Annotated in this window: 14 protein-coding genes; 6 read left to right on the forward strand and 8 right to left on the reverse strand. The window is 72.8% G+C overall.

The genetic code is table 11. The features are described from left to right. The first annotated feature begins 261 nt into the window (after positions 1 to 261). Complete coding sequence (locus tag BJ958_RS10335) at positions 262 to 1,452, forward strand: IS110 family RNA-guided transposase (protein ID WP_179726751.1); 1,191 nt, start codon at positions 262 to 264, stop codon at positions 1,450 to 1,452. Positions 1,453 to 1,741: 289 nt separating this feature from the next. Here BJ958_RS10335 and BJ958_RS10340 read toward each other — a convergent pair whose 3' ends face one another. Continuing rightward, positions 1,742 to 2,002 (reverse strand): metal-sensitive transcriptional regulator, encoded by a 261-nt coding sequence (locus BJ958_RS10340; RefSeq protein ID WP_036541962.1) that lies wholly within the window; start codon positions 2,000 to 2,002, stop codon positions 1,742 to 1,744. Beyond that, the gene (locus BJ958_RS10345) at positions 1,999 to 2,421 is read right to left on the reverse strand and encodes a DUF302 domain-containing protein (RefSeq protein WP_246319032.1); all 423 of its coding nucleotides are present in this window, start codon (positions 2,419 to 2,421) and stop codon (positions 1,999 to 2,001) included. The genes BJ958_RS10340 and BJ958_RS10345 overlap by 4 nt, the downstream gene beginning before the upstream one ends. A 95-nt stretch (positions 2,422 to 2,516) precedes the next feature. On the opposite strand from BJ958_RS10345, the gene BJ958_RS10350 reads away from it, so the two are divergent. The 4 genes from BJ958_RS10350 to BJ958_RS10365 are packed head-to-tail and all read left to right on the forward strand — an operon-like array spanning position 2,517 to position 5,463. Then, positions 2,517 to 4,673, forward strand: coding sequence for an MMPL family transporter (locus BJ958_RS10350; RefSeq protein WP_179726752.1), 2,157 nt, complete (start codon positions 2,517 to 2,519; stop codon positions 4,671 to 4,673). A 29-nt stretch (positions 4,674 to 4,702) separates the two neighbouring features. Further along, a complete protein-coding gene (locus BJ958_RS10355) occupies positions 4,703 to 5,083 on the forward strand; it encodes a carboxymuconolactone decarboxylase family protein (RefSeq protein WP_179726753.1) in 381 nt (126 codons plus the stop codon). A gap of 3 nt (positions 5,084 to 5,086) precedes the next feature. Further along, a complete protein-coding gene (locus BJ958_RS10360) occupies positions 5,087 to 5,236 on the forward strand; it encodes a hypothetical protein (protein WP_179726754.1) in 150 nt (49 codons plus the stop codon). Continuing rightward, positions 5,233 to 5,463 carry a YgaP-like transmembrane domain gene (locus BJ958_RS10365; protein ID WP_179726755.1) on the forward strand — a complete coding sequence of 77 codons (231 nt, stop codon included), beginning with the start codon at positions 5,233 to 5,235 and terminating at the stop codon, positions 5,461 to 5,463. The genes BJ958_RS10360 and BJ958_RS10365 overlap by 4 nt, the downstream gene beginning before the upstream one ends. Here BJ958_RS10365 and BJ958_RS10370 read toward each other — a convergent pair. Genes BJ958_RS10370 through pcaH form a run of 6 tightly spaced genes read right to left on the reverse strand, consistent with a single transcriptional unit; the run spans position 5,442 to position 10,246 of the window. Next, positions 5,442 to 6,626 (reverse strand): 4-hydroxybenzoate 3-monooxygenase, encoded by a 1,185-nt coding sequence (locus tag BJ958_RS10370; RefSeq protein WP_179726756.1) that lies wholly within the window; start codon positions 6,624 to 6,626, stop codon positions 5,442 to 5,444. The two genes, BJ958_RS10365 and BJ958_RS10370, sit on opposite strands and share 22 nt — an antisense overlap. Next, on the reverse strand, positions 6,623 to 7,003 hold the full coding sequence (gene pcaC, locus BJ958_RS10375) for a 4-carboxymuconolactone decarboxylase (RefSeq protein WP_179726757.1): 381 nt from the start codon (positions 7,001 to 7,003) through the stop codon (positions 6,623 to 6,625). The genes BJ958_RS10370 and pcaC overlap by 4 nt, the downstream gene beginning before the upstream one ends. Further along, entirely contained in the window at positions 7,000 to 7,752 is a 753-nt protein-coding gene (locus BJ958_RS10380; protein WP_179726758.1) for an alpha/beta fold hydrolase, read from the reverse strand. Before BJ958_RS10380 ends, pcaC begins: the two co-directional genes overlap by 4 nt. Continuing rightward, complete coding sequence (locus BJ958_RS10385; protein ID WP_179726759.1) at positions 7,745 to 8,911, reverse strand: lyase family protein; 1,167 nt, start codon at positions 8,909 to 8,911, stop codon at positions 7,745 to 7,747. The genes BJ958_RS10380 and BJ958_RS10385 overlap by 8 nt, the downstream gene beginning before the upstream one ends. After that, positions 8,908 to 9,471, reverse strand: coding sequence for a protocatechuate 3,4-dioxygenase subunit alpha (gene pcaG / locus BJ958_RS10390; protein WP_179726760.1), 564 nt, complete (start codon positions 9,469 to 9,471; stop codon positions 8,908 to 8,910). Before pcaG ends, BJ958_RS10385 begins: the two co-directional genes overlap by 4 nt. Beyond that, positions 9,464 to 10,246: a protocatechuate 3,4-dioxygenase subunit beta gene (gene pcaH / locus BJ958_RS10395; RefSeq protein WP_343052635.1), complete on the reverse strand. Its 783-nt coding sequence runs from the start codon at positions 10,244 to 10,246 to the stop codon at positions 9,464 to 9,466. Before pcaH ends, pcaG begins: the two co-directional genes overlap by 8 nt. A gap of 109 nt (positions 10,247 to 10,355) precedes the next feature. On the opposite strand from pcaH, the gene BJ958_RS10400 reads away from it, so the two are divergent. Next, the gene (locus BJ958_RS10400) at positions 10,356 to 11,102 is read left to right on the forward strand and encodes an IclR family transcriptional regulator (RefSeq protein WP_179726762.1); all 747 of its coding nucleotides are present in this window, start codon (positions 10,356 to 10,358) and stop codon (positions 11,100 to 11,102) included. Positions 11,103 to 11,107: the final 5 nt, after the last annotated feature.

The following is an 11,107-nucleotide window of genomic DNA, read 5'->3' on the forward strand; positions in this document are numbered from 1 at the left end:
TTGATGCTGGTCTTCGCTGCTCCCTGTGGAGTAGTGAAGAGGTCCCGATCGTCGTGCCTCAGCCTCCGACTGTCGCCCTGCTGGGTTGACCATCTTGTGGTCCGGCCGGCGGTCGGGACCCCGCGCGCCGGCCGGGCGGACATGACCTAATAAGAGCCTGGCAAGCGCCTCATCAATGTCCTGTCTGCTCGCCCGACCGGCGTCGACCATCCACATCGGTACGACACGGAAGGCAGCTCCATCATGACAGCGACACGACCAGTGACCCCTGCCGTCTTCGCGGGCGCTGACACCCACGCCGACACGATCCACGTGGCCGCGATCGACGGCTACGGTCGCGATCTCGGCGACGGCGAGTTCCCCACGACGCCGGCGGGCTACCGCGACGCCTTGGCCTTCCTCGCGTCGTTCGGTTCGGTACAGGTCTTCGGGATCGAAGGCACCAGCTCCTACGGAGCAGGGCTGGCCGTTGTGGCCCGCACGGCCGGGATCGCGGTGCGGGAGGTGATCCGTCCCGAAGCCACGGTGCGGCGGATGCAGGGCAAGTCCGACCTGATCGACGCTTACCAGGCGGCCCGTGCCGCCATGACCGGTCGCGCGAAGACCGCGCCGAAGGCCGAGGACGTCGAGGGACTTCGAGCGCTTCTCAGCACGCGACGTTCAGCCGCCAAGGCACGTACTGCGGCGATGAACCAGATTCACGCACAGTTGATCACCGCGCCCGTCGAGATCCGTGAGAGGTACCGGAAGCTGAGCGACAAGCGGTTGATCGACGCGCTCGCTGCCTGCCGCCCCGGCTCCCGCGGTGGAGTGGTGGCCACCGTGCTGCTCGGGTTGAAGATGCTGGCCCAGCGCCACCGGTTCCTCGGCCAGCAGATCGAGCTGCTCGACGACCAGCTCCGCGGCCTGGTCGCGGCGATCAACCTGAACCTGATCTCGGCACGCGGCATCGGACCGGTGACCGCTGCGCAGCTGCTCCTCACCGCGGGCGGCAACCCCGAGCGCCTGGCCAGCGAGACATCCTTCGCTGCCCTGTGCGGCACCGCACCGGTCCCGGCATCGTCGGGCAAGACCACCCGATACCGGCTCTCTCGTGGCGGGGATCGTCACGCCAACTCCGCGCTGCACACGATCGCGACCGTGCGGATGGCCAGCGACCCCCGCACCCGCGAGTTCGTCGCCACCCAGCGCGCCAAGAACCGCAGCAACCCCGAGATCCTGCGAATCCTCAAACGCGCCATCGCCCGCGAGGTGTTCAAGCTGCTCCAGAACCCGAACGCGCTTACCGGAATCGCCGACCTACGACGCATCCGACGCGAGAAGAACCTGCCTATCCGAGTCGTGGTCGAACAGCTCGGCACCACCCTGAACCATGTCAGCCGCATCGAACGCGGAGTCGCGTTCGACCGCGAGTTCACCCAGCGCTACCGAACCTGGCTCCAAGCCGCTTGACAACCATAGGAGCATCACAATCCAGCGTCGGAAACCCGCCTGGGGACAAGGGAAACTCCACATGGCGGGTGTGGACAAGCGACGTCACCAGACACCACCGACGTGATGTCGCGGACCGCACCCGACCCGCGAACCCAGCCACCTCCCCACCTTCTCGTCGCTGCCCTTTCGGAACCCGCCCGGCCACCCAACCGACGCCCATGGGCAGTTCCGGCAGCACGGCAGCGGGTCTCGTGGCGGCCGCTGCGCGACGTCCTCGACTTCCGGAGCGCAGCCAGCAGGTCCGCTCTCAGGCGAGCGCCAGGAACAGCTTCTCCATCTTCTTCGCATCGACCGAGTCCGGGCCGCCCTCGACCAGGCACTTCTGCAGGCCGGTGGCGACCAGCGCGTAGCCGCCGCGCCCGACGGCCTTGTTGACCGCGGCGAGCTGCATCAGCGCGTCCTCGCACTCGGCACCCTCCTCGAGCATCCGGATCACCGAGGCGAGGTGTCCGTTCGCGCGCTTGAGGCGGGTGATGATCGCCTTGATCTCCTCGGGCTCCAGCTTCATGCGGTTGCTCCCGTCTCTCCGGCCGTCAGGGCCTCCATCATCCCGGTCAGCCGGGCGCGGCCGTCGGCGGCCACCTCGGCGAGCGCGGGGTCGGGCACGAGCGAGGCGAGCAGCGCGGGGTCCATCACGTCGACGCGGGTGCGCCCCTCCCCTGCGTCGGCGACCACCACGTTGCACGGCATCAGGGCGGCGACCCGCGGCTCGACCTGCAGTGCGCGGTGGGCGAGCTGGGGCCGGCAGGCACCGAGGATGAGCTGCGCCGGGACCTCCACGTCGAGCTTCGCCGCGAGCGTGGCCCGGATGTCGATCTCGGTGAGCACGCCGAAGCCGGCGTCGCCGAGCAGCTCGCGGACCCGCGCCACCGTGTCGTCGTACGGCGCGTCGAGAGTCGCGCTCAGCGTGAAGTCGGTCAGCTCCATGGGTGTCTCCTTCGTCGATTCATTATCCCCCCGGGGGGATCTGCTACCGTTTCAGCATAACCCCCCGGGGGGATATCTCGAAAGGAGGCGCCACCGTGGCGCAGACGACATCAGCCGCACCGGAAGCGGCCTCGCACACCTGGCGGCCAGGGCCGCTCGGCCGGCTCGGGGTCTGGGTGACCGAGCACCGCCGTACCGTCGGCATCGCGTGGATCGCGCTCGTGATCGGCCTGGGCGTCTTCGCGCCGTCGGTCGAGAAGAACCTGTCCGGCGCGGGCTGGCAGGCCGACGCCTCGGAGTCCGTGGCCGTGCGCGACCTCGCTCAGGAGCACTTCGGCGGCAACGCCAGCCACGCGATCCAGGTCGTCGTGCACAGCACCGACGGCCCGCTCGACGAGGGCGAGGGCGCGCGGGTGCTCGCCCAGGTCACGCAGGCGCTCGAGGACGAGCCGCGGATCGCCGAGGTGATCGCACCGATGCCCGGCGCGAGCCTGTCCCCCGACGGCCGTACGGCGGTCGTCCTGGGCGGCGCGGGTGCGGACACCAACGAGATGGTGCGGGTCGCGACCGACCTCAAGGAGGAGCTGCAGCACCTGTCGACCGACACGGTCCAGGTCAACCCGACCGGCTCGTCGCTGCTCTGGTCGGACTTCAACGAGGCCAACCTCGAGGCGATGCTGACCTCGGAGATGGTCTCCTGGCCGGTGACCCTGGCGATCCTGGTGCTGGCGTTCGGTGCCCTCGTGGCGGCCGGGCTCCCGCTGCTGCTGACCCTCGCCGGCCTGGTCGCCTCGGCCGGCTCGCTGGTGCTGATCAACGAGCTGGTCCCGGTGTCCATCTGGGCGATGAACTTCGCGATGATGTTCGCCCTCGCCCTGGGCATCGACTACGCGCTCTTCCTCGTGGTGCGCTACCGCGCGGCGCGAATGGGCCAGCACGGCTCCGTGCAGCAGGCGATCGCGGAGACCATGGACACGGCCGGCAAGGCGGTGCTGCTCTCGGGAGCGACCGTGCTCGTCTCCCTGTCCGCGGTGCTCCTGGTGCCGTCACCGTCGTTCCGGTCGATGGCCGGCGGGATCATGATCTCGGTCGTCTTCGTGCTCGCCGCGACGCTGACCCTGCTGCCGCTCGTGCTGTTCAAGCTCGACGACCGGATCAACCGGTTCGCGCTGCCCTGGGTCAAGGTGGGCGAGCACCGCTCCCCCGTCTTCGCCCGCTGGGGCGCGCACCTGTGGCGCCGTCCCGTCGCCTGGGGTGTCGGTGCGACCGTCGTCCTGCTGGCCCTCGCGGCTCCGGTCCTCGGCCTGAAGACGGGGATGCCGTCGATCAAGGTGCTGCCGGAGGACGCCAGCGCGCGGGTCGGGTACGCGCAGGTCAAGGACGCGTTCGGCCCCGGCGCACCGGGAATGCTGCAGGTGGTCGTCGACACTGCCGACGCCGGCACGGCGGCCGCCGTGCTCACCGAGGACAGCGGCATCCAGGCCGTCCTCCCACCGATGCCCGCCACCGACGGCAGCGACCTCACCATGATCCAGGCGATGCCCACGGTCGACCCGTCCGACCCAGCCTTGCCGGCGACGATCGACCGGCTGCGCGCCGACCTGCCGTCGTCCGCCCTCGTCGGGGGCGCCGCGGTCGAGAACATCGACCTGACCGACCAGCTGCAGCGGTCCACGCCGCTGGTGATCGGCGTCGTGCTGCTGCTCGGCTTCCTGCTCCTGCTCGTCGCCCTGCAGGCGCCGCTGATCTCGCTGCTCGGCACCCTGGCCAGCCTGCTGTCGACGGCCGCGGCGTTCGGCGTCGCACGGCTGCTGTTCCAGGACGGCCACGGCTCGGGCCTGCTCGGCTTCGAGCACCAGGGGTTCCTGGACGCGTGGGCGCCGGTCTTCTTCTTCGCGATGATCTTCGCGATCGCGATGGACTACACGGTGTTCCTGCTGGCCTCGGCCAAGGAGCACTGGGAGAAGTCCGGTGACCCACGCGAGGCGATGGTCGGCGCGGTCGCCCACTCGGGCCGGGTGATCTTCGCGGCCGGCGGCGTGATGGTCGCGGTCTTCTTCACCTTCGCCCTGTCCGGACCGCTGCCGCCCAAGGAGATGGGCGTGATCCTCGGCGTCGCCGTCCTGCTCGACGCCTTCCTGGTCCGCCTGGTCCTGCTGCCCGTGCTGCTCCGGCTCTCCGGCCGCGCCGCCTGGGCCACCCCGGCCTGGCTGCGCCGGATCCTGCCCACCATCACCTTCGCCCACGACTGACCCGCACCACCCCACCGAGAGGAACCACCATGACCGACACCACCTCGCCCCACGGCAAGCAGATCCTCGACGACCTCTCGCCGCTGCACCGCCAGCTGCGCCGCGCGATCCCGGACGTCTACCAGGGCTTCGGCGCGCTCTCCCGGGCGGCCTTCGCCGACGGCGCGCTCGAGGCGCGCACCAAGGAGCTGATCGCGCTGGCGATCGGCGTCGTCGAGGGATGCGACGGCTGCATCGCCTCCCACGCGCAGGCTGCGGCCCGCGCCGGTGCGACCAAGCAGGAGGCCGCCGAGGCCATCGGCGTCACGTTCCTGATGCACGGCGGGCCGGCCACGATCCACGGCGCCCGGGCGTACGACGCGTTCTGCTCGTTCGCCGACGCCCTCGAGCCGGCCGCTGCGGAGGTCTGAGCCGTGTGCCGTCCCGTGCGCTGCAAGACGTGCAGCAAGACGACCTGGGCCGGTTGCGGCCAGCACGTCGCGTCGGTGCAGGCGCGGGTCCCCGCCGACCAGTGGTGCGGGGGCCACGAGCGTCCCGAGAAGCCGAAGCGGTGGTGGCGGTGAACGTCGACCGTCTCGTCCTCGCCCTCGCCGGCACCCTGGTGCTGGTGGGCTCGGCCCTCGCCGCCCTGGTCTCGCCGTGGTGGCTGCTGCTCACCGCGTTCGTGGGCGCCAACCTGCTGCAGTCCAGCGTCACCGGGTTCTGCCCGGCCGCGGTCGTGCTGCGCCGGCTGGGCGTGCCGACCGGCTGCGCGTTCCGCGCGCCGGGTCAGGACGGCCAGCCGGTGTAGCCCTCCGCGAGGTAGGTCGACCCGGCCGCCGAGGTGACCAGCGAGGTCAGTTCGCCGACCTGGCGGCGTACGTCGAAGTCGCTCGCCTCGGGCAGGCGGTGCAGCATCGTGGTCATCCAGTACGAGAAGTGCTGGGCCTTCCAGACCCGCTGCAGCGCCCGCTCGGCGTACCGGTCGAGTGCCACCTCGTCCCCACGGAGGTGGAGCTCGAGCTCCTCGGCGAGCACCCGGACGTCGGCCAGCGCCAGGTTGAGGCCCTTGGCGCCGGTCGGCGGCACGGTGTGGGCGGCGTCGCCGGCCAGGACGAGGTTGCCGTGGCGCATCGGCTCCTGCACGAAGCTGCGGAACGGCAGCACGACCTTGGAGGTGATCGGGCCCTCCTTGAGGGCGTAGCCGTTGGCGCCGACCCGGGCCTGGAGCTCCTCCCAGATCCGCTCGTCGGACCAGGCGGTCACGTCCTCGGCCGGGTCGCACTGGAAGTACATCCGCTGCAGGGTCTCGGTGCGCTGGCTGATCAGCGCGAAGCCGCGCTCGGAGTGGCTGTAGATCAGCTCCTCGCTGCTGGGCGGGGCCTCGCAGAGGATGCCGAACCAGGCGAAGGGGTACTCGCGGAAGAACTGGCGGCGCAGCGACTCCGGGAACTCGTGGCGGCAGATGCTGCGCGAGCCGTCGGCGCCGACCAGGATCCTCGCGGCAACCTCGTGGCGCACGCCGTCCGCGTCGGTGAACCTCATCGACGGCCGGTCGCCGGTGAGGTCGGCGACCGACACCTCGCTCACGCCGAACCGGACGTCACCGCCGTCGCGTTCTCGCGCGTCGGCCAGGTCGATGAAGACGTCGGTCTGCGGGTACAGCTGGACGCTGGCTCCCACCAGGGCCTCGAAGTCGATCCGGTGCCCGCCGCCGCCGAAGGCGAGGTCGATGCCGGCGTGGCGGTAGCCGTCGCGCAGCACCCGCTCGGAGACGCCCGACTCGACGAGCAGCCGGACGCTGTCCTGCTCCAGGATCCCGGCCCGGTGCGTGTTCTCGATCTCCTCGCGGCCACGGAGGTCGATCGCGACCGAGTCGATGCCGGCGCGCTGCAGCAGGTGGGCCAGCATCAGGCCGGCGGGGCCGGCGCCGACGATGGCGACGTCGGTGGTGGTGCGGGTGGTGGCGGTCATCGGTCCAGCTCCTCGAGGACGCCCTTCGCGACGGCGAAGGCGTGGTTGGCGGCGGGGACGCCGCAGTAGATGCCGGCCTGCAGGATCACCTCGGCGATCTCGTCGTCGGTGAGCCCGTTGGTGCGGGCGGCGCGCACGTGCATCGCGAACTCCTCCCAGTGCCCCAGGGCGATCATCGCCGTCAGCACCGCGACCGATCGGCTGCGGCGGTCGAGGCCGGGTCGGGTCCAGACACTGCCCCACGCGTAGCGGGTGATCAGCTCCTGGAAGTCCTGGGTGAACGGGGTCTTCGCGGCCTCGGCCCGGTCGACGTGCGCGTCCCCGAGCACCTCGCGCCGCACGGTCATGCCTGCGTCGAACGGGTCGTCGTACGTCATCGGTCGGCCTCCACGAACTCGGTGATCAGGGCCGCGGTGGCGGCAGGGTCCTCGACGGTCGGCTGGTGCGCGACACCGGGGACCACGACCGCGACCTGGTCGGGCGTGACGACGACGTCGTGCTCACCGCCGGCCACGAGCAGCGGCACCGGCGCGAAGGAGACGCGGTCGCGGACGTCGAAGGCGGCCAGCGCCTCGCACGCGAGCGCGTACGACTCGTCGTCGACGTCCTGCAGCGCCAGCAGGAGGTCGCTGCCGGTCGCCGGGTCCCGGTCGAGGAAGCCGGGGGCGAACCAGCGGGCGGCGGAGCCCTCGACCATGGCGGCGGTGCCGGCCTTGCGGACGTACGCCGCCCGCTCGTGCCAGGCGTCGGCCGTGCCGATCCTCGGGGCGGCGGCAAGTGTCACGACCGCGTCGAACGGCCCGGGGTCGACGGCGATGGCGAAGCCGACGGCGCCGCCGAAGGAGACACCGGCGTAGGACACGGGCCGGCCCGCGGCGATGCCGGCCGCGCGGTCGCGCACGGCGCCCGCCAGCTCCTCGACGGTGAAGGCCGTCGTCGCGGGCGCACCGGCGCCGTGGCCGGGCAGGTCCCAGCCGACGACCTGCCAGGTGGCCGGGAGCAGCGCGGCGCAGCGGGACCAGAGGTCGGCGACGCCCGTGCCGAGGGACGGCCCGACGACGAGGACGCGCTCGGCGCCTGACGTCCGCTCGTCGCCGGTGAGCTGGGTGAAGGTCAGGTCAGCCACGGGTCTCCTCCCAGCGGGTGATCGCGATGTCGACGAGGCGGCCGGCCTCGCCGGTCCCGCCCCGGGCGTCGAGCGCCGCGGTTGCGGTGGCCGCGTCGACCCGAGCGGCCATCGCGGAGGTGTCGACCTGCAGGCCGGCGACGAGCTCGGCGGCCTGGCTCGCCGCGGTGACGGCGAGCTCCAGCAGCCGCGCCAGGACGGGCCACTCGGCGTGCCAGGCACCGTCCGGACGCTCGTCGACAGCGCCCGATGCGGACAGGTGGAGCTGGGCGGCCAGGCCGGGGGCCTGCTGCGCCGCGGCGTGCACGAGGACGGACAGGACCGGGTTCTGCTTGTGCGGCATCGTCGAGGAGCCACCGCGCCCGGCGACGGCACCCTCGCGGACCTCGCCGACCTCGGGGCGCCCGAGCAGCAGCACGTCGGCCGCCACGACACCGAGGGCGTCCGTGGTCGTCGTGAGCGCGTCCCCGATCGCGGTGAGCGTGCCGCGGCGGGTGTGCCACGGCAGGTCCGGACCGGTGAGGCCGAGCGTCTGCGCCAGCGCACCCGCGGCGGCGGCGCCACCGGGGCCGGCGAGGTGGCCGAGCAGTGCGCGGGTGCCGGCCGCGCCGCCGTACTGCAGCGGGAAGGTGAGCCCGTCGAGCGCGCCGACCGCGTCACCGACACCCGCCAGCCACTGTGCGGCCCGCAGGCCGAAGGTCGTCGGCACCGCCCACTGGGTGAGGGTCCTGGCGACCGCGACGTCGTCGCGGTGCGTGCGGGCGAGGCTCGCGAGGGCGTCGCCCGTGGCGACCAGGTCGGCGCGAACGCGGGCGACGGCGGCGCGGGCGAGCAGGACCAGCGCCGTGTCGACGACGTCCTGGCTGGTGAGGCCGCGGTGGACCGCACCCGATGCGTCACCCGCTGCGGTGCGGAGCAGCTCGACCAGCGGTACGACGGGGTTGCCGGCGGCCTCGGCCGCCACCGCCAGGGCAGGGAGGTCGACGTCGAGACCGGCCGCCGCCTCGGCGACCTTCGACGCCTCGGCGTCGGTCGCGATCCCGGCGGCGACGAGGGCCCGGGCCCAGGCCACCTCCACACGCAGGATGGCCGCCAGGACCGCCGGGTCGTCGGCGATCCCGGCCGCCCGGTGCGCACCGGGGCGCAGCAGGTCGCTCATCCGTCGTGCCTCGGGTAGCGCAGGAAGACCGTCTCGCGCTCACCCTGCAGGTGGATGTCGAAGCGGAGGCCGCCGTCGGCCTCACGCACGGCCTGGAGCGTCCGGGCCTCGTCCGCGGGGAGACCGGCGAGGAAGGGGTCGGACTCGCCCGGCAGGTAGGCGCGGGTGAACAGCCGGTCGAGCAGGCCGCGGGCGAAGACCACGACCGAGAAGAACGCCGCTCCCCCGGCGCCGTGCCCGTCCGCGGGGCGCCCCGGCTCGACGGTCGTGAACGCGAAGCGCCCCGACGCGTCGGTGGCCGACCGGCCCCAGCCGGTGAACCGGCCGTCGCGGCGCAGCGAGCCCTCGACCAGCGGGGCCCGGCCGGCCGGGTCGGCCTGCCGGATCTCGACGAGCGCGTCGGGGACAGGGGCGCCGTTGCCGTCGCGCACGGTGCCGTGGAGGCGGACCGCACCGGCCGAGCCGGCGGGCACGAGGAAGCTGTCGCCGCCGTAGGGAAGGGCGTCGTGGAAGAACGGGCCGATCGTCTGCCCGGGCGTGGGGGCGAGGGTCTCACTCATGGTCGTCACGCTCCAGGGGCGTCGCGTGGGTGCCGGTCAGCACGATGTCCCAGCGGTAGCCGGTCGCCCACTCGTGGGTGGTCAGGTCGTGGTCGTAGGTCGCGACGAGCCGGTCGCGGGCGGCCTGGTCGGTGATCGACTGGTAGATCGGGTCGAGCGCGAACAGCGGGTCGCCCGGGAAGTACATCTGGGTGATCAGCCGCTGGGTGAACTCGGTGCCGAACAGCGAGAAGTGGATGTGCGCGGGACGCCAGGCATTGAGGTGGTTGCGCCAGGGGTACGGGCCGGGCTTGATCGTCGTGAAGCGGTAGTTCCCGTCGCCATCGGTCAGGCAGCGCCCGACGCCGGTGAAGTGGGGGTCGATCGGCGCGGGGTGCTGGTCGCGCTTGTGGATGTAGCGCCCGCCCGCGTTGGCCTGCCAGATCTCGACCAGCTGGTGGCGCACCGGCCGGCCGTCGCCGTCGAGGACGCGGCCGGTGAGCAGCATCCGCTCGCCGATCGGCTCGCCGCCGTGCTGGATGGTCAGGTCCGCCTCGACCGGGTCGATGTCGGAGTGCCCGAACACCGGCGCCACCAGCTCGATCCCCTCGGGGTCGGCGTGGCGCAGGTCCTTGGTGGGGTGGCGCAGGGTGGAGCTGCGGTACGGCGGGAAGTCGATCCGCGGCTGCGAGGCACCCGGCGGGGTCGCGGCGTGCGCCTCGGTGATCTCGGCGGTGATCCGCGCTTGCGAGTCCAGGGCCGGCGCAGCGGCCGGCGTGGCGGTGGTCGTGGTCACGGTCACACGCTAGGCGTCACGGCACGCAGCGCGCGATAGGCTTCTTCCACTGAGTGAAAGACCGCACCCGGGCCGAGGTGCGACGAGCGCAGCGAGGAGCCGCGAGACGATGGCCGGCAACACCTCCGTCCCGGGCGCGAGCGTCGTCTCGCGCAGCCTCGCGCTGCTCTTCGCCTTCGACGAGACCCACCGCCGGATGACCCTCTCCGAGCTCGCCCGCCGCGCCGACCTCCCGCTGCCCACGGCCCACCGCCTGGTCGGCGAGCTGGTCGCGGGCGGCGCACTCGTGCGGCGCAGCACCGGCGAGTACGTCGTCGCCCGGCGGCTGTGGCAGGTCGGCCTGCTGGCGCCGGTCGAGACCGGGCTGCGCGAGGTCGCCCGCCCGTTCCTGAACGACCTCCACGCGACCACCCGCGCGACCGTGCACCTCGCCGTGCGCGAGGGCACCGAGGTGCTCTACCTCGAGCGCCTGTCGGGCCGGGCCTCCGTGCCGGTCGTCAGCACCGTCGGCTCCCGGTTGCCCCTGCACGCGACCGGTGTCGGCAAGGCGCTCCTCGCCCACGCGCCCGAGGACGTCGTCTCCGACGCCCTCGCCCGGCTGGTCCGGGTCACGCCGTACACGATCACCCAGCCGTCCCGGATGCGCGAGCAGCTCGAGCAGGTCCGCCGCGACGGCTACGCCACCACCGTCGAGGAGATGACGCTCGGCGCCTGCTCGGTCGCCGTGCCCGTGCGGGCCGGCGGGCAGGTCGTCGCCGCGCTCGGCGTCGTCGTCCCCTCACTCAAGCGCGACCGGGCCCGGCTGGTCGCGGCGCTCCAGGTCGCGGCCCAGGGCATCGGGCGGTCGGTGGGCTGAGCGCT

The organism is Nocardioides kongjuensis (assembly GCF_013409625.1).
Lineage (GTDB): Bacteria > Actinomycetota > Actinomycetes > Propionibacteriales > Nocardioidaceae > Nocardioides > Nocardioides kongjuensis.

What these genes read in the sequence shown, in the direction of transcription:
- BJ958_RS10340 (WP_036541962.1), bottom strand. Translation starts at nt 2,002, where the DNA reads ATGAAGCTGGAGCCCGAGGAGATCAAGGCGATCATCACCCGCCTCAAG.
- pcaG (WP_179726760.1), bottom strand. Translation starts at nt 9,471, where the DNA reads ATGAGTGAGACCCTCGCCCCCACGCCCGGGCAGACGATCGGCCCGTTC.
- pcaC (WP_179726757.1), bottom strand. Translation starts at nt 7,003, where the DNA reads ATGACGTACGACGACCCGTTCGACGCAGGCATGACCGTGCGGCGCGAG.
- BJ958_RS10345 (WP_246319032.1), bottom strand. Translation starts at nt 2,421, where the DNA reads ATGGAGCTGACCGACTTCACGCTGAGCGCGACTCTCGACGCGCCGTAC.
- BJ958_RS10370 (WP_179726756.1), bottom strand. Translation starts at nt 6,626, where the DNA reads ATGACCGCCACCACCCGCACCACCACCGACGTCGCCATCGTCGGCGCC.
- BJ958_RS10385 (WP_179726759.1), bottom strand. Translation starts at nt 8,911, where the DNA reads ATGAGCGACCTGCTGCGCCCCGGTGCGCACCGGGCGGCCGGGATCGCC.
- BJ958_RS10355 (WP_179726753.1), top strand. Translation starts at nt 4,703, where the DNA reads ATGACCGACACCACCTCGCCCCACGGCAAGCAGATCCTCGACGACCTC.
- BJ958_RS10400 (WP_179726762.1), top strand. Translation starts at nt 10,356, where the DNA reads ATGGCCGGCAACACCTCCGTCCCGGGCGCGAGCGTCGTCTCGCGCAGC.